Below are 22,761 nucleotides of genomic sequence, written 5' to 3' on the forward strand. Positions count from 1 at the left end.
AAAACATGCCGGCCCGATTTGTAGGTGGGAGGCTTTCGGGGGTCGGCTGCTCTCAATTACTTTGGTGTTTGTGCATACTCACGATCACGCCGAACCGGCCTCGAACCAGCGGCCCGCGGGCTTGCGGGTCCTGGACCTGGGAGACTGCGGCCTGGCGTCCGTAGCGGATTTGGGGGTCGTTGACTCGACCAACAGCTACTTGGCGCGGGTCCTGGCAGACTCACCCCTGGAAGACGCCCGGGAGCGGGTGGCTGGGGTATTCGCAGGGGATGGGTCTGAACGGTCGGTAACCGAAGCGGGGCCAGCGGCGCCGATCGTGCTCAGCCTCGCCTTGACTGACGACCAGACCCGGGGCCGTGGGCGGCTCGACCGGTCCTGGTACAGCCGGGCCGGACAGTCCTTCTTAGGCACCTGGGCCGCGGCCCTGCCCACCGACCTGCTGACCGGCCCCGCTTCGGGTTGGCTGCCAACGGCGGTCGGGCTATCGCTGATGGAAGGGCTTCGGGAGGTCCTGGCCTCCTGCGGAGCGCAGGCGCTCGACCAAGGCTCGCCTGACGATGGCACGGCTCGTGATGGCCTGGAGGGCGATGGCCTCGCTCTCAAATGGCCCAACGACGTGTTCTGCGCGGGCCGCAAGCTGGCCGGCGTCCTCTGCGAGAGCCTGCTCATGGAGGGTGGGTGGTCCATTCTCATCGCGGGCGTAGGACTCAACCTCTTCGTGCCGGCGGACGATCTGCCCATCGCCGGTTCCACCTCACTTCAGCTCCATTTCGGCCCCCTGCCGGCGTACAGGCCTCTTCGGGACGGGCTGGCCCGCGCGGTCAGCACCCGTCTGCCCGCCCGCCTGACCGACCTGGCTGCTGGTGGGGATGAGGCCCGTCTGTCCTTGCGCCAACAGGCCCTGGCAAATAGCTGGACCCTGGGCCGAAGGGTGCGGGTGAACCCGGTGGCCGCTGCGGCAGTGGAAGGCAAGGCGTTGGGAATTGGCCTGGACGCCTCGCTGGAGGTCCTGTTGGATGATGGCCGGAGAATCAACGTATCCACAGGCGACGTAGGCGTGCTGCCCGAACTGGCCGAGCCTGGCCAGGCGGGCGATAAGCGAGTGAAAGGACAGCGCGGATGAGGAAGCTGGTCGTAGCCAATCGCGGTGAGATAGCGCTCAGGGTGGTGCGCACCGCCCGGGAGATGGGCATCGCCACTGTCGCCCTGTACGCGGAGCGGGACCGCCAGGCCCCATACACGCGGCTGGCCGACGAAGCCTATCTGTTGCCAGGCGACACCAATCAGCAGACCTACCTGAACGAGGACCTGATCGTCGAGACCGCCCTGCGCTCCGGCGCCGACGCCCTCCACCCAGGCTACGGCTTCCTTTCCGAGTTCTCCTCCTTCGCCACCAAAGTCATCGACGCCGGGCTCACCTGGGTGGGACCCTCTCCGCGAGTGCTGGATGAGCTGGGTGACAAGATCACCGCCTGCAAGGTGGTCGATGCGGCGAAAGTGCCTGTGGTGCCGGGGCTGAGCGAGCCAGTGAAGTCCATGAAGACCCTGCTGGCCTTCGCTCATGAGCAGGGCTATCCGGTCATGATGAAGAAAGCGGATGGGGGCGGTGGACACGGCATCACGCTGATCTCCAACGACGACGAGCTGCGCGCCTTCTACATGAGCCACGACACCCTCCAGGGCGGCGACCTCGGCGATTACTTCATCGAGAAATTCGTGGACAAGGCCCGCCATGTCGAAACCCAATCCGGGCGCGACAGCCACGGTCGCTTCACCGTCTACTCCACTCGCGACTGCTCGGTGCAGCGGCGCAACCAGAAGCTGGTGGAGGAGGCGCCGGCCCCTTTCCTGCCGGCGGAAGTGACCGAGCGGCTCAAGACTTACTCCTACTCGCTCTTCGACACCGTAGGCTACGTAGGGTTGGGCACCTGCGAGTTCCTGGTGACCCCTGAGGACGATGTCTACTTCATGGAAGCCAACCCCCGTTTGCAGGTGGAGCACACGGTCAGCGAGGAGGTCTGCGGGCTGGACCTGGTGCGCGAGCAGTTGACGATAGCCGACGGCGGCGAGCTGACCGAGGCGCCCGACCCGCGCGGGCACGCTTTCGAGCTGCGCATCACCTCCGAGGACCCGGCCACCAACCTGACCCCGGCCTCCGGCACAATCGAGTCGATTAGCTGGCCCTCGGGCCCTGGCATCCGCGTGGACTCCGGCGTACAGGTGGGAGACACAGTCTCCCCGCGCGACGATTCGATGATGGGCAAGCTGGTCGTGCGGGCCCAGGACCGGTTGACGGCCGTGGCCCGGGTCCGGCGGGCCTTGGAGGAGCTGGACCTACAAGGCGTGCCCACGCCCGCCTCGCTCTACCGGAAGATCTTCTCTGATCCTGCCTTTACCGCCGAGGAAGGCCACCCCTTCACGGTGACCACCAAGTGGCTGGAGCGCACCTACTTGAACCAGGAGCCGCAGGCCTCAGCAGCGGGCCAGCCGGCATCCATGAGCGCCGGACGACCCGATTCGGCGCCGGCCGCCGGGGCGGGCATGGAGACCTTCGCCATCGAGATTGATGACAAGCGGGTCAAACTCGCCCTGCCGCAGCAGGCCCTGGAGGCTCTGGGCGCGGGCTCGGGCGGCCACGTCCCGCGTCGGCCGCAGCAGCCCTTGCGCGGGCAGGGCGCCAGGGACCAAGCCGTGAACGCGCAGGACCAAGCCGAGCGTTCAGGCACGATTGTGGCCAGTATGCAGGCTGTCGTAACCAGGATCAAGGTGGCCGACGGACAGCCAGTGGACAAGGGCGACCTGTTGGTCGTGCTGGAGTCCATGAAGATGGAGAACTACGTGTATGCGCCCGCCAAGGGGACCGTGCGCTCCATCGACGTCAGCGTCGGTCAGGGCGTGGATGCCGGTCAGACCTTGGCTCAGCTGGACCTGGGCTCGGCCGACGAATCCGAGGACGACGGCGAAAGCGGCGCCGAGCAGCGCGGCCGCCACAAGCGCGATGCGATCGAAGAGGCGAGCGACAAGACGGGAGGGCGGTGATGAGCGCGATGGTAACGGCGGAGGAAAAGCGCCGGAAGCTCGGCGGGCAAGCCCAGGCCCGGACTCAAGACCGGATCCAGCCTGGCCGAGGTGAAGCCAGCGACCCGACGGGCAGCCAGGGCGGAAGCCAGCCCCTTGCCAGTGATCAAGCCCGGAGCCAAGGGAACACTGAGAACCCGGCTGGCGGGCGCAACGCCAAGGGCGCGATTCGCCGGGCCGCGCAGTTGGCCCGTGAGGCTGAGCGGAACGCTCGCGCTAAGCAGGGCGCTAAGGGTAAGGGGACGGCCCGGGAGCGTCTGGACCTCCTGTTCGACAGCGGCTCCTTCGAGGAGATTGGCCGCTTCGCTGGCGGCGACATCGAAGGAGGGCGGGCCGGAGCGGCTGTAATCACTGGCTTCGGTCTGGTCTACGGGCGCAAGGTGGCCGTCTACGCGCAGGATTTCTCGGTGCGCGGCGGCACCCTTGGCAGCGCGGAAGGGGCGAAAATCTGCCGGCTCATGGATCAGGCCATCGATTTGGGCGTGCCGATTGTGGCCCTGATCGATTCGGGCGGCGCGCGCATCCAGGAGGGGGTCGCGGCCCTGACCCAATATGGGCGCATCTTCCGCAAGACCTGCCAGGCGTCCGGCTTCGTGCCGCAGATTTCACTGATCCTGGGGCCCTGCGCCGGGGGAGCGGTCTACTGCCCGGCCCTGACCGACCTGATCATCATGACCAAGAGCAATTCCAACATGTTCGTCACCGGACCCGACGTGGTCAAGGCCGCGACCGGCGAGACGATCAGCATGGACCAGCTGGGCGGCGGGCAGGTCCACGCCTCTGTGTCCGGTGTGGCCCACTACTTGGGCGAGGACGAGGCGGACGCGATCGATTACGCGCGCACCGTCCTGGCCTACCTGCCTTCCAACTGCCAGGAGGAGCCTCCGACCTACGCTTACGCCTCCGGCCGCGCCGAGCAGGCCGCCGCCAAGCGCCTGGCCACGATCGTGCCTTCCAACGACCGCCAGCCTTACGACGTGCTGGACGTGATCAGCGCCGTAGTGGACTATGGGGAGTTCGTCCAAGTCCAGGAGCTTTTCGCCCGTTCGGCGGTCGTCGGCTTCGCCTGCGTCGAAGGGCACCCGGTCGGTGTCGTCGCCAATCAGCCGTTGGTGGACGCGGGCAGTCTGGATGTGGATTCATCGGAGAAGGTGGCCCGCTTCGTGAACATGTGCGACGCCTTCAACCTGCCGGTGATCACCCTGGTTGACACGCCAGGCTACAAGCCCGGCAGCGACCAGGAGCACGCGGGCATCATCCGCCGCGGGGCCAAGGTCATCGCCGCCTACGCCAACGCCCAGGTGCCGCTGGTGACCGTCGTGCTGCGCAAGGCCTTCGGCGGCTCCTACATCGTGATGGGTTCCAAGGCCATCGGGGCGGACATGAACTTCGCTTGGCCCAGTTCTCAGATCGCGGTCCTGGGCGCCCAGGGCGCGGTCGGCATCATCCACCGGCGGGACCTGCAGAAAGCCAAGGAGGAGGGGCGTGACGTGGATGCCCTGCGTGAGCGCCTGGCCGCCGAGTATGAGGAGAAGACGGTCAACGCCAACCTCTCCCTGGAGATGGGCGAGATCGACGCGATGATCGACCCGGAGCAGACCCGGGAGGCCGTCGTCGGCTCCTTGCGCACCCTAGCCTCCAAGCGCAGGAGGCGAATCGTGGATAAACACCACGGCAATCAGCCCTTGTAAACGCATAAATTCAACCTTTTACACCCATAGAGCCGCACCGAACGAGAAATAGGACAACATGACAAACGCATTCTTCATCAACCGCCTGGCCGACCAGCCTCACGCCCTCATCTTCGCTGGCCAGTCCACTCCCTGGCCCTCAGCCCTGGCTGACCTGTGCCAGGACCCGACGTTGGAGGAGGCCCTCAAGGGGCACGCCGAATCAGCGCGCCGGATGCTGACCGCAGTGGCGGCGGACCTGCTGGCTACCGACGGGAAGCCGCTCGACCTGTTCGGCTACCAGCCCAAGGGCGCGAAGCTGGGCGCCGCCGCCGACGCCTCCGCTTCCGTGCCTGGCATCGCCCTGACTCAGCTGGGGGCTTTGATCGACTTGGACCGGCTTGGGTACGACTTCGCCTCGGCACGCCCCTTGGCCGTCCTGGGCCACTCGCAGGGCATCATCGGCGTCCACATGGCCCAGGCCATCCAAGAGGCAGGGTCCATCCAGGCCGCGGAAGGAGAGATCGACCGCATCCTGGCCACTGCCATGCTGATTGGCGCGGCCGGCACCCGTCAGGCCCGTAGGCTCGGCATCCACGCCCAAGGCGAAGCCACCCCCATGCTTTCGGTGCGCGGCGCCACCCGTCGGCAGGTGGACATCCTCATTAGCCGCGTCCCTTCGCCGAAGGGCCCGATTGGCGTGGCCGTCACCAACTCCGACCGCCAGCTGGTCCTGTCGGGATATCCGCAGGACCTGGCCGCGTTCGAAATCGAAGTAGGCAAAGAGGCTGACCGCCAGGCCAAGATGCGCGAGGAGAAAGTGCGCGGCGGCACGCCCTTCGCTCCGGTCCTGGAGTACCTGGATGTCAGCCTGCCCTTCCATTCGTCGTTGATGGCGGACGCGGTGGATGAATGCCTGGACTGGGCTGGCCGCTGCGGTCTGGACGCCGACCGGGCCCAGCTCCTGGCCCAGGAAGTCCTGGTCAACCACGCCGACTGGGCCGGGCAGGTGCGTTCCGTGCTGGAGTCCAACGACCCCAGCCAGCTTTGGCTGGTGGACCTGGGTCCGGGGGAGACCGTGGGCAAGCTGGTCTCCAGCCTGACCCAGGGCACCGGCATCGGCATCGTGGAAGCCGCGACAGCCGCGCAGCGCGCGGCCCTGTCCACCCTGGAGGGGGAGCCTGAGCGCAGCCAGGATTGGCGGCGGTTCAAGCCCAGCGTCATTGATACGCCTGCCGGACGCAGGATTTCGACCGCTTTCAGCAGGCTGACCGGCAAGCCCCCGGTGCTCCTGGCGGGCATGACGCCCACCACCGTGGAGCCGGGAATCGTCGCGGCTGCGGCCAACGCCGGCTACTGGGCCGAGCTGGCTGGCGGCGGCCAGGTGTCCGCCGAGGTCTTCGACCGCCATATGCGCCAGCTGGAGGACGAGCTGGATGAAGGTCGCACCGTGGAGTTCAACGCGATGTTCATGGACCGCTACCTGTGGAACCTCCAGTTCGGCTCCCAACGCATCGTTTCCAAGAAGCGTGAGTCGGGCGCGCCAATCGACGGAGTGGTCATCTCCGCAGGCATCCCCGAGCAGGACGAGGCCCAGGCTCTGATCGACCGCCTGATGGCTGAGGGCTTCCCCTATGTGGCCTTCAAGCCGGGCACGGTCGACCAGATTCGCCAGGTTGTCGCCATCGCCAAGCAGGTGGCCCCCAAGCCCATCCTGATGCAGGTGGAGGGCGGCGCTGCCGGAGGCCACCACTCCTGGGAATCCCTGGACGACCTCCTGATCTCCACCTACGCCCAGGTGCGCGAGCGCCCCAACATCGTCCTGGTCGCGGGCGGCGGCATCGGCACCCCCGAGCGTGCCGCCGACTACATCAGCGGCTCCTGGTCCCGCGAGTACGGGATGCCGGACATGCCGGTGGATGGTGTGTTGGTGGGCACCGCCGCCATGACCGCGGCCGAGGCCTGCACCAGCCCCGAGGTCAAGCGGGCCCTGGTCGCCACCCCAGGCATCGACATGAGCCAGCCGGACCCCGACCCCTTCGCGCCGCTCGGTGAGCGCTGGGTGCCCTCTGGCGGTTCCGTGGGCGGCGTGAGCTCCGGTCTGAGCCACCTGCACGCGGATATTTACGAACTGGAGAACGACTCGGCCGTTTGCGGCCGTCTGCTGGTGCGGGTGATGAAGCACCCGGAGGAGCTGCAGGATCGCCGGGACGAGATCATCGATGCGCTCGCGAAGACCGCCAAGCCTTACTTCGGTGACTTGGAAGGCATGACCTACCAGCAGTGGGCCGAGCGCTTCGCCGAGCTCTCCTACCCCTGGGCCGACGACACCTACGTCGACCGCTTCCTGCATCTGTTGCGCCGGGTGGAGGCCCGCGTGCAGCCGCTGGAGTCGGGCGAATTCCAATCCATCTTTACGGGTCACGATGATGTGAGCGAGCCTGAGCAAGCCCTGCGCCGGCTGCGGCAGGCTTACCCGCAGGCCAGCGAGACCACCGTCGTGCCCGCGGACGTGGCCTGGTTCCCCACGCTGGTGCGTGAGTACCCCAAGCCCATGCCGTTCGTGCCCGTCATCGACAATGACCTGCTGCGCTGGTGGGGGCAGGACCAGCTCTGGCAAGCCGAGGACCCGCGCTATGGCGCCGATTCGGTCCGCGCCATACCTGGCCCCATCTCCGTGGCTGGCATCACGAGCGTGGATGAGCCGGTCGCTTCGATCCTGGGGCGCTTCGAGCAGGCCGCCTTGGAGCGGGTGGCAGGCGAGGAGCGGACCAAGCCGGTTCAGGCATACGCCGAGCTGGCTTGCGCGGCTTCAGCCGAGGAGTTCATCCGCCGCAGCCCTCACATCTCCTGGGTGGGGCATCTGACCAACAACCCCGCCTATGGCACGCCCATGGGAGATCAGCATTACGAGATTCGCGCGGCGGGCGCTAGCCAGGGGCTTGAGCGCTACGACCTGGACATCCACCTGGACACCTTCTGGGACGATGAGCCCGGTGGGGGCTTGGACAAGCATGCTGTGCGCCATATCGTCATCCCGCTGACCCTGGACCCGCGCGCCGCCGGTTCCTTCCCCGTGGTCGATCGTGAGCGCCTGCCCGAACACGTCTACGCCCTGCTGGAAGCCACGGCGGGCATCGGCAACACCGCTATCACCGGAGACCGGCTGGAGGCCATGCCAGCCATCGAGCAGATGGACGACAAGGCCACTTATCCGTATGGACGGGCCCATGCTTCGTATACGCTGAGCCCCAGCCTGGGCTTCGATCACGAGGCGGTCACCGGCGCGGCCTTGCCCGCGAGCCTGACCCCTTCGGCGATTGCGCCGGACGCGCTGGTCGGCCCCGCTTGGCCGGCCATCTACGCGGCCTTGGGTTCGGTCTACGTGGAGGGGCTGCCGATTATCGAAGGCCTGCTCAACGCGGTTCACCTGGACCACCTGATTGAGCTGGAGGTCGATGAGGACGAGCTGTGCCGTCGCGCCGGGCAGCGGATCGAGCTCACCTCCTGGGCTGAGGACTACCGGGAATCCGCTTCAGGCCGCGTGGTCACGATTCATGTGCGCCACCAGGCCACCGATGGGACGGTGCTGGCTAACGAAGTGGAGCGTTTCGCTATCCGCGGGCGCGCCTACAGCGACCAGCTGCCCCAGCCGGCCCCCGACTATGGAGGCATCGAGGCGGACCGGGTCGATACGCCCCGCCGGCTCCTGCGTCGGGTCAGCGTCACCGCCCCGACGGACATGACTGCCTTCGCCCGCACCTCCGGTGACTTCAACCCCATCCACACCTCGGTGCGTGGGGCGGCAGTCTCCGGGCTCGCGGCCCCGCTGGTGCACGGCATGTGGCTCTCCGCCACCGCCCAGCACGCGGCGCAGGCCACGGACGAGCAGGGCTCCCATTACGAGATCGCCGGCTGGACCTACAACATGTACGGCATGGTGCAGCTGGGCGACAGGGTCGAGATTTCGGTCGAGCGTGTTGGCAAGGTCCGCCACGGCGGCCTGGTCCTGGAAGTCACCTGCCGGATCGACGGCGGAATCGTTTCACGCGGAACGGCCATCGCCCGCGCCCCTCGCTCCGCCTATGTCTACCCAGGCCAGGGCATCCAGCAGCAGGGCATGGTCTTGGACGAACGGGCCAAGTCACCCGCCGCCCAGCGCACCTGGGAGCGCGCCGATGCCTTGACCCGCTCCAAGCTGGGCTTCTCGATCCTGGCCGTGGTGCGCGATAACCCCAAGACCCTGACCGCCAAAGGCGTCACTTACCACCATCCGGAAGGGCTTCTGAACCTGACCCAGTTCACCCAGGTGGCCCTAGCCACGGTGGCTTTCGCCCAGACCGCCCGCCTGCGCGAGTCCGGCGCCGACGTGTGGCCCGCCTACTTCGCAGGGCACTCCCTGGGCGAGTACAACGCGCTGAGTTCCTTCGCCGGTGTCATGTCGCTGGAGACCGTCCTGGAGCTGGTCTTCCACCGGGGCTCGACCATGCACGCGCTGATTGAGCGCGACGAGCAGGGGCGGTCCAACTACCGGATGGGGGCCCTGCGGCCCAACCAGTTCGGGGTGGATGACAGCGGGGTCAAGGAGTACGTGGAGTCCGTCTCCGCCGAATGCGGCGAATTCCTGGAGATCGTCAACTACAACCTGGCTGGCCAGCAGTACGCGGTCGCCGGCACCATCGCCGGGCTGGAGTACCTGCGACGCGACTCCAACGCCCGGGCCAAGGAGGCAGGCGGCAAGCCGGCCTTCATGTACGTGCCTGGCATTGATGTGCCCTTCCACTCCTCCTTGCTGCGCAAGGGCGTGCCGGAGTTCCGCGACACGCTTGACGCCCTCCTGCCTGAGCACATCGACTACAGCCGCTTGGAAGGCCGGTACATCCCCAACCTGGTGGCCCGCCCCTTCGAGATGACCCGTGATTTCGCCGCCTCCATCCTGGGGGTCGTGCCCTCCGAGCGGATCAAGGCCGTCCTGGACGACCCGGCCCTGTGGGACTCCTATGCGGCCGATGACCAGCGGTTGGGCCGTCTCCTGCTGACCGAGCTCCTCTCCTGGCAGTTCGCTTCGCCGGTGCGGTGGATCGAGACCCAGGCGCTGATGTTCGGATCGCGCGAGCAGGGCGGTCTGGGCGTTGAGCAGTTGGTGGAGGTCGGACTGGGCCATTCGCCAACCCTGGCGAACATGGCCTCTAGGACCTTGAAGCTGCCGGACATGCGCGAGCGCCAGGTCACGGTCTACAACTTGGGGCGTGACGAGGCCCGGGTCTACCTGACCGACAGCGACCCGGCCGCGCCGATTGCCGACGACGAGCCCATCGCCCCCGCCTCGCCAACCCAGATGGAGGAGCTTGCGCCCGCCTCGGCGGCTGCAGCCGAGCCCGCTCCATCCGCAGCCGAGCCAGCTGCCCCCGCGCCTGAGCCCGCCGCGCCAGCTCAGTCCCAGCAAGCGGCCGCGCCCGCTGCGGGAGCGTCTTCGGGCGCTGATGTGGGTGACATCCCGTTCAAGGCTTCGGACGCGATCCAGGCCCTGCTGGCCTATTCCACGAAAATCCGCCCTGACCAGATTGGCGAGAGCGACACGACCGATACGCTCACCAACGGTGTCTCCTCCCGGCGCAACCAGCTGCTGATGGACATCTCCTCCGAGCTTGGCGTGGCTTCGGTGGATGGGGCTGCTGAGGCCTCGATGGGCGACTTGAGCGCCCTGGTCGACTCGGTGGCGCCCAACTACAAGCCCTTCGGCCCGGTCCTGTCCGACATCGTTCGCGACCGGATCAAGGCCCTCTTCGGGCCCAGCGGCATCAAGCTCAAGCAGGTGGAGGAGCGGGTCAACAATGACTGGCTCCTGGGACCCGGCTGGGCGGCGGCCACCGTCGTCAGCCTGGTCTTGGACACCCGCGAAGGGTCCTCCGCGCGGGGCGGCGACTTGGCCCAGCTGCCCACGCAGGCGGTATCCACCCCAGCTGCGGCTAAGGCGGTGATTGACCAGGCCGTGCAGCGCGTGGCCCAGGCCAAGGGCGTATCCGTCGCCCTGCCCAGCGCTGGCGGTGGCTCCGGTTCGGCGGTCGTGGATTCCGCGGCCCTGGACGCTTTCGCCGCCCAGGTCACCGGCTCGCAGGGCCTCCTGGCCTCCACGGCACGCTACTTGCTCGATCAGCTGGGGTTGAAGCCAGCTGCCCCCGCTCCGGGCGAGAACGAGGACGCGGCCGTCGTGGCCGCTGTCGATGCCGAGCTTGGCTCCGATTGGCCGCAACAGGTCGAACCGGCCTTCGATGAGCGTAAGGCCGTCCTCTTCGACGACCGCTGGGCCACCGCCCGCGAGGACCTTGCCCGCATCTGGTTCGAGGGCGATGAATCCAGTCAGGCGGCCAGCTTCCTGGGCGCCGGACCCGAGGTAGGGGCCCAAGCCGTCTGGTATGAGCGTCAAGCGCAGCAGGCTGGCAGGGCTGATCTGGCCCAGGTCTTCACCCGCATCGCCGATGAGGCCGGTCGGGACCCCTCCGCCGACCCCAAGTCCAGTCGGTTCGCCACCGATGTAGCGGTGGTCACCGGCGTATCGGACAATTCGATCGCCGGATCGCTCACAGCTGGGCTTCTGGAGGGTGGGGCGACCGTTGTGGCCGTCCTGCACGGCCTGGACCAGAAGAGCGTCCAGTGGGCCAAGCGGCTCTACCGGGAGCACGCGGTCGCTGGCGCCAAACTGTGGATCGTGCCCGCCAACCTGTCCAGCTTCCGGGATGTGGACGCCCTGGTCGACTGGGTGGGTTCGGCCCAGCGTAAGACCACCGGCGCCACGACCACCATCTTGAAGCCGGCTCTGGAGCCAAGCATCCTCCTGCCCTTCGCGGCGCCGCCCATGCATGGCACGATGGCGGATTCCGGCAAGCTCTTCGAGTCCCAGGCCAGACTCATGCTCTGGGGCCTGGAGCGCATGATCGCCGGTTTTGCGCGGATCGGCGCCGATACGGACGTGGACCACAGGCTGCACGTGGTTTTGCCGGGCTCCCCCAACCGGGGCGTTTTCGGTGGCGATGGCGCTTACGGCGAGATCAAGGCTGCTTTGGACGCGATCGTCAACCGCTCCAGGAGTGAACGCGACTGGTCCGACAGGGTGACCTTCGCCCATCCGCTGATCGGCTGGGTGCGCGGCACTGGGCTCATGGGCGCCAACGACCCCTTGGTCGCGGCGGTCGAGCGGCAAGGAGTCACCACCTACTCCACCGAGCAGATGGCCAGCCAACTTCTGGACCTGTGCACGCCCGAGGCCCGCAGGCGCGCGCTCCAGGCCCCCATCCAAGCCGACCTGACCGGAGGCTTGGGCAAGGAGCCCATCGACTTGCGCGCTTTGAAAGCCGAGGCGGCGCAAGAGGCCACGGACGGCGACGGCAGTTCCGCCAGCGGCTCTGACGCGGGCGCAACGGGCGCTGGCTCGGGCTCTGGTCAAGACAGGGACCGCATCGTCAAGGCCCTGCCCACCCCGCACGTGCCCCATCAGCCCCAGGTCGATTTGGCCGACTGGAAGGGCGTGACCGCCCGGCCCGAGGACCAAATCGTCATCGTCTCGATTGGCGAGATGGGCCCCTGGGGCTCCGGCCGCACCCGTTTCGAGGCCGAGTTGGGCATCCATTCGGACGGCCAGGTGGAGCTCTCCGCGGCCGCCGTGCTCGAACTGGCCTGGAACATGGGCCTGATCGAGTGGCAGGATTCGCCCAAGCCCGGCTGGTACGACGCGGCTGGCAACTTGGTGCCCGAGGAGGACATCGCGGAGCGCTACCATGATGAAGTCGTGGCCCGCTCCGGCATCCGTCCCTTCGACGATGGGATGGGCTCGGACTATAAGCAGGGCACGGACGAGGAGGAGGCCGACGTCTTCCTCGACCACGACGTGGTCTTCTCGGTGCCCGCCGCTTCGATAGCCCAGGAGTACGTCAAACTGGACCCGGAGCACACGGGTGTGGAGCGCGACGAGGAGTCGGGCGAGTGGAACGTCACCCGTCGCAAAGGCTCCAAGATTCGCGTGCCTCGACGCGCCACGATGACCCGCACGGTCGGCGGCCAGTTCCCGAAGGGCTTCGACCCGGTCAAGTGGGGCATCCCCGCCTCGATGGTCGGCAATGTAGACCCAATCGCCCTGTGGAACCTCGTGACCACGGTGGATGCCTACCTGTCGGCTGGCTTCACCCCCGTCGAGGTGCTGCAGGTCATCCACCCCTCCAAGCTGGCGTCCACCCAGGGCACCGGTTTCGGCGGCATGGCCTCCATGCGCAAGCTCTACCTGGACCGTTACCTGGGCCGTGAAATCCCCACCGACATCCTGCAAGAGGCCTTGCCCAACGTGGTCGCGGCTCATGTGATGCAGTCGTACATCGGCGGATACGGCAACATGGTTCAGCCGGTCTCGGCCTGCGCCACGGCCGCGGTTTCCCTGGAGGAAGGCGTCGACAAGATCGCCCTGGGCAAGGCGGGCTTCGTCGTCACCGGCGCCATCGACGACATCGGCGTGGAATCGGTGATCGGCTTTGGGAACATGAACGCGACCGCCGATTCGGGCGAGATGCTCGCCAAAGGCATCGCCCCGCGCTTCTTCTCGCGGGCCAACGACCGGCGGCGCGGCGGCTTCCTGGAGTCCCAGGGCGGCGGCACGATCCTGCTGACCCGAGGCGACATAGCGCTCAAGATGGGTCTGCCGGTGGCGGGCGTGGTGGGATACATCCACTCGTTCGCCGACGGTGCCCACACGTCGATCCCCGCCCCGGGCCTGGGCGCCCTGGCGGCAGGCATGGGCGGCGCCGAGTCCGACTTGGCTCGTTCGCTGGCCAAGCTGGGCGTTTCGCCGGACGAGGTGGCCGTGGTCTCCAAGCATGACACGTCCACCAACGCCAACGACCCCAACGAGTCCGAGCTCCACAACAGCTTGGCGCGCGCGATTGGGCGCACGGAGGGTAACCCGCTCTACGTCATCTCGCAAAAGAGCCTGACCGGTCACGCCAAGGGCGGGGCTTGCATCTTCCAGATCAATGGTTTGACGCAGCTCTTCCGCTCCGGGGTCATCCCAGCCAACGCCTCACTGGATTGCGTGGACCCGAAGATGCGGCGGGACGACCACCTGGTCTGGTTGGAGCAGCCGCTGCGGGTGGGGTCCATCAAGGCCGGCCTGGTCACCTCGCTGGGCTTCGGCCACGTCTCCGGCATCGGCGCGATTGTGCACCCGGGCGCCTTCGAGGCGGCGGTCGCCCAGAGCCAGGGCGAGCAGGCCCTGGAGGAGTGGCGGAGGCGGGCCAACGCCCGGCTGGCCGCCGGTCAGCGCCGCTTGCAAGAAGGCCGTATGGGCCGTGCCACCCTCTACGAGTCGATTGACAACCGGCGCTTCCGTGAGGACGCCCCCGGCTACGACGCGCACGAGGTCGAGAAGGCCATGCTCCTGAACCCCGACGCCCGCTTGGGTGAATCCGGCTACTACGAGGCCTGAGCGCAAAAGCAATCCGCCGGCCCGCCCCTCAACTGGGGGTGGGCCGGCGGATTGCTTGTTCGAGCTTCTTAAAGCCATGCAGGGAGGGCGGCGTTGATCCGGTCCACCAGGGCCCTGGGGTTTGCGACACCTAAGACCAGGCGGGAGTAAGGCTCACCGGTGAGTTGGATGACGACTGGACGTTCGGGGCGGGCCACGTTCCAAAAGGAGCGCTCGCCCTGGAGGACGAAGCTGCCGGCCCACAGGCCGCCGACCGCGGTGCCTGGGTCGCGCAGGCCCTTGGGCTGATCGAGGATGCCGGGGTCCTCCGTGGCCCCCAAGACATGGGACATGGGTATTTCAATTCTTTTTTTTGAGGGCGAGGACCTTGTGGATTTCCCTCGGCTCGATGACGAGCTTGTCGCCCTCGAAACTCACGCTATTACTGGCCTTCATGATTGCCTCCTTAGTGCTTGTATGATTGTGCGCTCTGAGTCAGCGGCCGGCTGGCCGATGGCTGCCGGGCGCATGGTGTTTATCGTTGGTCGGGCTCGTCCACTTGGCCGGAGGGGAGGCCCCTCGGTGGTTGGGCCACTTGCTTAGCCGCCGGCCGCTTGCCCTGGGAGGCAGTCCCGTCTTCGCTCAGCTGCGCGCGTTTGAGCAGCGCTTGTCCCAATAGCCGGGCTATGCGGGCCGACCTTTCATGGCTGGGTCCTTGGGCCTCTTGCGCTGGTGCGGGCAGCGGCAGGGCGGCGAAATAGCGTTCAAGCAGGCCTTGGATCTGCCCGTCGCTGGCCGACAGCTCCATCATCGCCACCAATGCCACTTCCAGTGCTTCCGCACTTGCTTTGCCGGGCTTAAGGCTTTTGCGCAGGACGGCCAGGAAGATGCCGCGCTTGCTGCCGAAGGCGGAGTAGAGACTTCCGCGCAGGAGTCCGGTGGCCTTCACTAGGTCGTCGATTGAGGTGCCCTCGTATCCGTGTGCCAGGAAGGCTTGGCGGGCCTGCTTCAGAGCCTGGTCCGTGTCGAAATCGCGATGTCGTCCCATGGCGACAACCCTATCATATACTTGAACGATTGGTCAAAAAATGGGACGTTATCGCCGTATGCAAGTTCCACACCGGTAATCAGCTTCCGGGCTCGGCCTGTTCCTGTACCCAGCCGAGGCCATACTGGAAGCATGAGTGAGGAGATGAAGGGAAAGCCCGCCTGGCCGGGTGGTCCCGCGCCTACCCGCCTGTTGGGTCTTGGGCACGACATCGTGAGCGTTGAGCCCTTCGCCCAGCAACTGGCTGAGCCTGGCTCACGGATGCGCGACCTCTTCTCGCCGCGCGAGCAACGCCAGTGCGCCGAGCGTTCCCGATTCAAGGGCGACAGCGAAGCCGTCCATCTATCCGCCCGCTGGGCTGGCAAGGAGTCGGTCGTTAAAGCCTGGTCCGCAGCCCTTGGTCCCCGCCCCGCCCCCTACACCCTCGACGATTTCCCTTGGGCGGGGATTGAAATACTGGATGATTCCCGTTCCCGCCCCGGCGTCTACCTTGCCGATGAAGTCCGTGACCGGCTGTGTTCGTCACTGGAGCTGACAGCCGCCCCAATCTGGCGCATCTCCCTGTCGCATGACGGCGGTCTGGCCTCGGCTGCGGCGGCGCTCGTGGTTTGGTAGGGGGGGGTAAAAACGCCCGCAACGCGATGAGGCGCTGCGGGCTGGTATTGATCAAGCACATTTGCGGGCATGACGAGACCGTGTCGCCCCCCCCCCCCGGGGTGTGGATTGAATTTTTCCGGTCCGTTGGGCAAGCGTTAGTGTTAGCCCCCCCCCCGTAGGGAGTGAATTGCAAGCTCGGTCTTTCGGGTTGATTATGCGGGTTCGTTTGTTGTCTGTGTTGCGCCTGGAGGGGATTGGATGCAGATTAGTGGGCTTGTGCCCTTCTGGTTTGCGGACGGTTCTGTGATGGAACGTGGAAGTGGACGGGGTTGGCGTTTCGGACAGTTTGACAGGATGGGCTGGCTCGCTTCATAAGAAGGCTTGTGGGGCTGGCGTGGATATGTCATGTATGCGCTGCTGGTTTGCTTCATGCGTTTGGTCGGGTGCTGATGGCGTATGCGCAACCGGGAAGGCAAAGGGGTGTGCTAAGCTCTGAAACGAGCAAGTCACTTCGCGGATGTAGCTCAATGGTAGAGCCTTAGTCTTCCAAACTAATTACGCGGGTTCGATTCCCGTCATCCGCTCCATTGTGAATGCCTTGTAGCGCAAAGGGCCAGGCCTCTATTTGAATCTTTTACCCGGGTTTTACGCGAGTGTGATGTTATTCGCAACGAGCTCTTGGTGCCGGTGTTTGATCATGTGGTTTCGCCCAATTGTCCGCTCCGGGGTGAGTCTCCGGAGACGGTAGCCAATGGCTGCTCGGTGCGGGTCCCTCGTTCGGGGCGCAGAGGTTTCCGGGTCGCTGGAGTTGGGCTTAGCGGCCTACCTAGGATGGCCAGCAGACAGCCCTTCTTCCGGGCCTCTTGGCTTCAGTCAGTGGGAAGGCTCTCGCTGTCGCTCGTGCTATGGCTCTGTGCTGAGGTTTCGGGAATCCTGGGAACTCATCGTAGACTGGGCGTAACCATGCCAGAAACCGGTGGGTGTAGGAATCATTGGGATAGGGGATCGGCGGAACAGAACACCGAAGTGGTGGAAGTCAAAATTCTCAAAGCAGCCGTTTTGGCTTCTTGGCTTGGGCAGTATAAAAGAGTCTCGCTGACGTCGGCGTTGCCGACAAGGCTCCGAATGCGCGGATGGTTGTCACTAGCAGTCATCCGCACGTTTCAACCTCAAGGTCTTTCTGCCATATTGATGTAGAGATCGTAGATTTTGGGATGGGGTCAAAAGCGGTGAGGGTAAGGTAAAAGGCGTCTGCTCTGTTACTTAAAGATTTTTTCGCCGGATTACTGCCTTACAGGTGTCCTGTTTTAATCTCCGGCTTAGTCTAAGTTCTCGGATCCATCAACCTCGACGTCAAAGCCCTGGTGGGGCGTTACCCCGAGCACGGGCACACGGCGACCGCGCGCAGCATCGCCATGCTCCCCGGCGGCAAGGGCTCGAACCAGGCTGTGGCCGCCGCCAAACTGGGCGGCAAGGTATCCATGCTGGGCCGGTTAGGCTAGGATGGGGCCGGCAAATAGATGCTCGACGACCTGGACGCCTGGGGAGTGGACACCAGATTCATCTCCAAGAGCGCTCAGGAAGGCACTGGCACCTTCATCGCGGAGATTGACCAGACTTCGGGGAACACGATGGTCGGCACCTTGGGAGCCAATGCCACCATCAGCGGTGAGGAGGTCAGTCAAACCCTGGGACAGATTGAGGCACCCGTGCTTCTTCTTCAGTTGGAGACCAGCAAGGAGTCCGCCATGGCCGCTTTGAAAACGGGCAGGGGGTAAGGGCATGTACATCATCCTCGACCCTGCACCGGCCGACGGTTTCTTCCCTGAGGCCCTCCAATAAGCCGATTGCGTCACTCCCAACCAGCAGGAGACAGAACGGATTACCGGAATCAAGGTAACCGACAGGGTTCAGGCCATCGAGGCGGCTAAGGCCATAGCCAAGATGGGGCCCAGTACCGTCATCGTCAAGCTGGGGGCCGACGGCAGCGTGGTCTTGCATGAAGGTGAGATTTATGAAATCGATTCGGTCAAAGTCAAGGCGGTCGACAGTGTGTGTGCCGGGGACGTCTTCGCTGGGGCTCTTGCAGTCAATTATTCCCAGCACCGCAATTTCCTCAACGCGGTGAACTTCGCCAACAAGGCCGCTGCGATCAAAGTCAGCAGGATCGGCAACCATGATGCCTTCCCCACCTTGGCGGATATGGGCTGAGACATACCGTGACAGGCCCTTGCCGCTGGGGCAATGCGTGCGCATAAAATGCGAAACGCTGGATATAGTGGCGTACCGGGATGCCTTGGTGTGTACATCCCTTGGCGGAGTCGGTGATACGCCACTGGTTCACCGCCTCCGCCGCAAAGGTTACCGCAGGCGGGGGTTGGAGGGCGGCGAAGCTTATTCCGCTGCCCTTTCTCCAGCGTCTCGCGGTTGCATGGGTTGTTGAAAATATCACATAATCGCTCCCTTGCAGGCTGTGAAGGCATTGATGGATTGCCGGGGGTCGGGTTCGGCCTAGGAGGGCAGGAAGTGACATGTAGCACGCGCGCAAGCAGGGCCCAATCCGCAGATCTCCTCACTGGTCAAGGCCCTGACTGGTGGCCATCCTGATCGCCTTGGCGGCTTGAGACTTAAGCTCCTGCGGGGCATGTACCCCCCCCCCGGAAAAAAAGACTAAGCGTCTGCCGCTGAGGCCGCGGACGGTGCCTTTGCCCAGCATCTTGCGGCGGTCGCCTCCAACAATATGGGCATGCGAACGACGCTTGGCGAGTTCGAGGACTACGGTTCGGTCCCCCATCAGCGGCTCCCTGGCGCTGTTAGGGACCAGGGTGATTGGTGGACCATCCGTGGGGTTCATGGCCTTCCCCTTCCTTCTCCCGAATGTGGACGAGGGCAGTGGAGCCGCCGACAATCCCTCGCGTAACACGGATTCGGGCCAGGCGAGCCAAGCCGGGTCAGGCCGCCGCCTCTTTGATCATGTATGCCGTCAGCAACAGCGCGTTCGGCGGCAGGAACATGGCCATCAGGTCCACGCTGACAAATCGAGGGTGGGTGGCGATTACAGCATGAGCATTAGCGCCAGTGAGGCGGCCCGCCAACGGACCAAGGCGCAGCCCAGAGCAGGGCGCGGCGATCGTCTCCGCCCTGCCGGGTTCGCGCATCGTATGTCTTGACATCATTGGCGGTGCTTTGTATCTTAGAAGTGTACTTTCCTGGATGCAACGAGTGTATTGGACCTTCGGTTAAGCGAGTCCAATATTGCTGGGTGTGTTCGACCTAAGGGTAGTTGGGGATGGTGCAAGAAGGCATGGGCAGCTAGGATGGGCTTATTTCGCATACCGGGGAAGGGTCTCGGCCGCTAGAAACTTTGGTATAGGAAAATGAAAAAGCTGACTATTAAATATACTTTGAACTCAGCAATGGTCAAAGTGGCGGTATCTGTGCTGGCCGTGGTCGGTCTTTCGGTACTGATTCTGCTTGCTCCTCCTTCTCCGGAATCTGCTAGCGCGGCACCGGTCGGCACTGGAGGCGCCGCCTCCAAACCACAGTTGGCGCATACAAAAGCAACGAACGGCTGGGTGGATCCCGGGTGGAAGAAGATACCGGACCTGCAGGCGCACTGGCTGCGCCCCTTGAATCGCGATAATATTTACTGGACCACAGCGGCGAGCAACGGTGTCACCAATCCAGTGGGCAGTGTAACGACCGTATTGAGCGAAAGCTATGGATGGTCCGGCGACACGTACAAGACCCGTCCCACGATGGAATTCTCGCGGACCTCACCTGGCGGCTCGTCGGGCAATATCACAGGGCCTCTTATGTTTTCCAGCCAGGCCATGGGTGTTTATGGGGATCCCCCGGCAGATTCCAGTGGACAGCAGCCACTGACGGTGTATTTCTGGTCTCATGATGGCAGTAACAACCAAACTTACATCAGCAATAGCAATATCCCAAGTGGTTATATACCCGTCATCCGCACCACAAGCGGCGCTGCCAACGACACATATTCCGACATCTACGTTGGGGTTATGCCTGCTCCCGGAACTAGGACTGGGGATAGTGCCAACGGATGGTCCCACGGTCCAGGGGCGGGACCAGTGGCGGGAGTTGACCTTTCGTCCACAGGAGGGGAGGTGAGTCAGGTCACCGGTTACCTCTATACTTCAACCCGTCCGTATACGGAAATCGATAACACAGCCCTGATAAGTACCGCGCCTACCCAGTCTGCTTCGCAGTACTGCATTTGGGACCCGTTCACCGGCAATTATTCCTTATCGCACATGGTCCAACCCGGAGACTGGTCTCCGGGGATGACCAAGCCTTCAATGGACCGGTGGGCCTTGCGTCGAGATGTGGGGGACACCAGCACCGGGCCAGTCGATCAGGCTGGCAGACCGCAAAGCGTGGCTACGGGTTCGACTACCGCCAGCGCGGATATGGGTTTGGATGCATTAGGTAATGCGTACCTGTATTACGGCGGTGATGCGGTGCCGGCAAGTGGTTTGGGCTACAACGCAGGTATTGCGAAAATCGCCCCGGCCCGCTCTGCAACTGGCGACATTCTAGATGGTAGTCCGAATAATCCTTGGCGCTATACCAATGTGACCAAAGTGCGCTCACAATTGGGTGAGAGCTGGAGCGGTGCTGGCAACGCGTGGGGTGTGGGCATCAGAAACGGCAAATTCCTGATTGGTACGTCGATTACCACCTATCCAGGACCAGGTGAATCCATTCCGGGAACCAGCGGCACGCAGTCCCGACTCGTCAGTATAGACCCTCTCTCCGGCCTCGGGAAGATTATGGGATCCAGCGATAATGCCCAGGGGCGCAACAACAACACTTATTACGTGCCCGCTACTAATACTTCATACGACATGGCTTCGCCTCAGGGGCTTATGGTCATTCAAGGCAGCGTGTACAACGACGTTGACGGGAATGGTTCATCCGCGTCGGACGGGGGCAGACCAACGAACGCGACTGGTTTGCCCAAGCAGACGCTAGCGCTGTATGATTCCAACAAAAGGTTTTTGGGCTCCACTGTGACGTCGGCGCTCGGCGCATACTCCTTTATCGTCGCGAGCACCGGTAAGTATTATGTCCGTGCCGTGCAACCCGGTGTTCCGCAGCCCGACGGCACTGTCATAGCGGCTCACCAGACATGGGGCGCCTCAACCTCCGGCAGTATTGGCAGCGGAGATGCCCTTAAGACCAATGTATCGACTATGCGCTGCTTGACAGGAGGCATTTCCAATCCTGCAGGGAGGGCGGCCGATACCTGCCAAGGGGCGCTTCAAGCTCCTTACCCCGATAAGAACATAGAAACACTCGGACAGATGGGCAATGAAGCTGATTGGCCGTTCTATGGCACCGTGGATATCCAGACCGGTGCTATTATTCCTGTGCTCGATTTCGGTTTCAGCAACCAGGGCAGCTATGGCGATGCCAGCAATCCTCCCTATTATTCGACGAATGCGCAAAAAGGACCGGTGCTCCAGTCCGCTGATCAAAATGATTTGAAGCTGGGGGAGCATCTGGGCTTTTACGGGGATGGCACCAACGACTCCTTGGCTAATAAGCATACTACGGACGATGGAGTGACTATCAAGTTCGGTGACGGGACGGTTGCTCCCTTGCAAGGTTCCGCGTTCGTGCGCGGGCGCTCGTATGATTTGAATTTGAATGTCGGAGGCCGCCTTGCGGCCAACTCCCATGTGAGCGTTTGGCAACGCAACGCCGATGGCACAGCTGCTGCAGGACCCGCAACCAGCGACGCGGTAGCGGGGGATAACATAGTCAGCATCAGCATGCCGGCTGGCTCTGGCGCTATCGCGAAGCGGCAGATTAGGGCCATGGTCACCCCAAAGAGCTTCACTCCGGCGGTCGACGATACGGGCGGCGGCTTTGCCCGCCATCCCGCGGGTGCGGCTTCGAACAACACTGCAGCTTGGACGGTCCCGGGAGAGGTTGAAGATTATGGGGTGTACTTGGCCGGGGCTTTGGTGCGGTTGCAGGTCAAGGTTAACAACGGTACCGTACCGGCGGCGCCGTTCAAGTACGCCCTAACGAACGTGGACGAGGGCGATGGTGCTGCAGACAACCCATCCAGCAGCACTGACTCGATTACGGTGAGCGGCATCGGCCAAGCCACTACTTCGGCGACGGTGCATGCGGTCACTGATGCTACCGCTGGCAATAAAGGTGTGAAAATCACTGATGTGACCAATAAGGCAACTCTCGGCAGTGAATACAGCATATCGAGCATCACCTGTCACGGAACCACGGACAACGCCAATTTCCCCACAGTGGTCTCGGCCAATGAGGGGACTGCGACGGTAAGCGGGATTTCGTCCGGAGCGGATGTCACCTGTCGCGTTGAGTACGACAATCATGCTCGTTTTCTTATTCCCAAGACGGGTGTTGTAGCTGTGCGGTATCAGACGGGCACGGCTTTATTGTTGCTGTCGGTAAGCGGATTGGTAGCTATGCAGCTGAGGAAGCGCTTCAGCGCTAAGCGTTCTTCAAACGCTCGTCATATTTAGCCTGGCCCGAAGAGCAATTATGCTTTTAGCCGTGTGTATGAGTTCGGCTCTCATACTCTGGCGGCCGTGAACCTCGGCGGTGAGCCGCACGGCGATTGGACGCGGCTGAAAGCCATGGTTGCGTTCCCTCAGTAACTTGCTGGCTATCGCTTTGCCTCATCGCAGACGTGTTGAGGCGCTCGGGGAACGACCACCTGGGACTACCTGGGTTTTGTGCGGAGGAAGCATGTGCTTCGTTTTGCCGTTGCGAAGCCATGTTTTTGGCCGGCGAGTGGCGTGGTGATAAATGATAAGAAGTCGGTTAAGGCCTGATTCCCCAAGTATGAGGGAGATGGCGCACGGAGTAAGCGTGCGTCGCAGTGCATTTCTTGTGTGGGCAATAAC

Annotated in this window: 10 protein-coding genes, 1 tRNA gene and 2 pseudogenes; 10 read left to right on the forward strand and 3 right to left on the reverse strand. The window is 64.1% G+C overall.

The window, feature by feature from the left end; genetic code table 11:
- Positions 1-70 precede the first annotated feature (70 nt).
- The 4 genes and pseudogenes from AB656_RS06600 (at position 71) to AB656_RS06615 (ending at position 14,217) form a co-directional block, all read left to right on the forward strand.
- Positions 71-1,123 carry a biotin--[acetyl-CoA-carboxylase] ligase gene (locus tag AB656_RS06600; RefSeq protein WP_158336168.1) on the forward strand — a complete coding sequence of 351 codons (1,053 nt, stop codon included), beginning with the start codon at positions 71-73 and terminating at the stop codon, positions 1,121-1,123.
- Entirely contained in the window at positions 1,120-3,039 is a 1,920-nt protein-coding gene (locus tag AB656_RS06605) for an ATP-binding protein (RefSeq protein ID WP_081924988.1), read from the forward strand. Before AB656_RS06600 ends, AB656_RS06605 begins: the two co-directional genes overlap by 4 nt.
- Before the next feature lie 209 nt (positions 3,040-3,248).
- Positions 3,249-4,769 (forward strand): annotated as a pseudogene (locus tag AB656_RS06610) (acyl-CoA carboxylase subunit beta); the annotation flags it as partial.
- 58 nt (positions 4,770-4,827) lie between these two features.
- A complete protein-coding gene (locus AB656_RS06615; protein WP_033504169.1) occupies positions 4,828-14,217 on the forward strand; it encodes a type I polyketide synthase in 9,390 nt (3,129 codons plus the stop codon).
- A gap of 68 nt (positions 14,218-14,285) precedes the next feature.
- On the opposite strand, the gene AB656_RS06620 is transcribed toward AB656_RS06615, so the two are convergent.
- The gene (locus tag AB656_RS06620; protein WP_201777324.1) at positions 14,286-14,549 is read right to left on the reverse strand and encodes a hypothetical protein; all 264 of its coding nucleotides are present in this window, start codon (positions 14,547-14,549) and stop codon (positions 14,286-14,288) included.
- A 182-nt stretch (positions 14,550-14,731) separates the two neighbouring features.
- Positions 14,732-15,244 (reverse strand): TetR/AcrR family transcriptional regulator, encoded by a 513-nt coding sequence (locus AB656_RS06625; RefSeq protein WP_051905475.1) that lies wholly within the window; start codon positions 15,242-15,244, stop codon positions 14,732-14,734.
- A gap of 144 nt (positions 15,245-15,388) precedes the next feature.
- On the opposite strand from AB656_RS06625, the gene AB656_RS06630 reads away from it, so the two are divergent.
- The 5 genes and pseudogenes from AB656_RS06630 to AB656_RS08040 all read left to right on the forward strand — a co-directional run.
- Positions 15,389-15,859: a holo-ACP synthase gene (locus AB656_RS06630; protein WP_081924989.1), complete on the forward strand. Its 471-nt coding sequence runs from the start codon at positions 15,389-15,391 to the stop codon at positions 15,857-15,859.
- Between the two features lie 495 nt (positions 15,860-16,354).
- A tRNA-Gly gene (locus AB656_RS06635) sits at positions 16,355-16,428 on the forward strand.
- Between the two features lie 753 nt (positions 16,429-17,181).
- A complete protein-coding gene (locus AB656_RS08030; RefSeq protein ID WP_269078548.1) occupies positions 17,182-17,343 on the forward strand; it encodes a PfkB family carbohydrate kinase in 162 nt (53 codons plus the stop codon).
- An 18-nt stretch (positions 17,344-17,361) separates the two neighbouring features.
- A complete protein-coding gene (locus AB656_RS08035; RefSeq protein WP_201777326.1) occupies positions 17,362-17,619 on the forward strand; it encodes a carbohydrate kinase family protein in 258 nt (85 codons plus the stop codon).
- A gap of 76 nt (positions 17,620-17,695) precedes the next feature.
- Positions 17,696-18,052: pseudogene (locus tag AB656_RS08040) on the forward strand (PfkB family carbohydrate kinase); the annotation flags it as partial.
- Between the two features lie 740 nt (positions 18,053-18,792).
- On the opposite strand, the gene AB656_RS06650 reads toward AB656_RS08040, so the two are convergent.
- Positions 18,793-19,017 carry a hypothetical protein gene (locus AB656_RS06650; protein WP_033504166.1) on the reverse strand — a complete coding sequence of 75 codons (225 nt, stop codon included), beginning with the start codon at positions 19,015-19,017 and terminating at the stop codon, positions 18,793-18,795.
- A 201-nt stretch (positions 19,018-19,218) separates the two neighbouring features.
- Here AB656_RS06650 and AB656_RS07875 point away from each other — a divergent pair, with 201 nt between their 5' ends.
- Complete coding sequence (locus tag AB656_RS07875; protein WP_144418960.1) at positions 19,219-22,377, forward strand: hypothetical protein; 3,159 nt, start codon at positions 19,219-19,221, stop codon at positions 22,375-22,377.
- Positions 22,378-22,761 lie beyond the last annotated feature (384 nt).

This window comes from Bifidobacterium actinocoloniiforme DSM 22766, from assembly GCF_001263395.1.
Lineage (GTDB): Bacteria > Actinomycetota > Actinomycetes > Actinomycetales > Bifidobacteriaceae > Bombiscardovia > Bombiscardovia actinocoloniiformis.

Bases quoted from the DNA above. Each gene is read 5' to 3' on its own strand.
- AB656_RS06605 (WP_081924988.1), top strand. From the start codon at position 1,120: ATGAGGAAGCTGGTCGTAGCCAATCGCGGTGAGATAGCGCTCAGGGTG.
- AB656_RS06615 (WP_033504169.1), top strand. From the start codon at position 4,828: ATGACAAACGCATTCTTCATCAACCGCCTGGCCGACCAGCCTCACGCC.
- AB656_RS06620 (WP_201777324.1), bottom strand. From the start codon at position 14,549: ATGTCCCATGTCTTGGGGGCCACGGAGGACCCCGGCATCCTCGATCAG.
- AB656_RS06625 (WP_051905475.1), bottom strand. From the start codon at position 15,244: ATGGGACGACATCGCGATTTCGACACGGACCAGGCTCTGAAGCAGGCC.
- AB656_RS06630 (WP_081924989.1), top strand. From the start codon at position 15,389: ATGAAGGGAAAGCCCGCCTGGCCGGGTGGTCCCGCGCCTACCCGCCTG.
- AB656_RS08035 (WP_201777326.1), top strand. From the start codon at position 17,362: ATGCTCGACGACCTGGACGCCTGGGGAGTGGACACCAGATTCATCTCC.
- AB656_RS06650 (WP_033504166.1), bottom strand. From the start codon at position 19,017: ATGATGTCAAGACATACGATGCGCGAACCCGGCAGGGCGGAGACGATC.
- AB656_RS07875 (WP_144418960.1), top strand. From the start codon at position 19,219: ATGAAAAAGCTGACTATTAAATATACTTTGAACTCAGCAATGGTCAAA.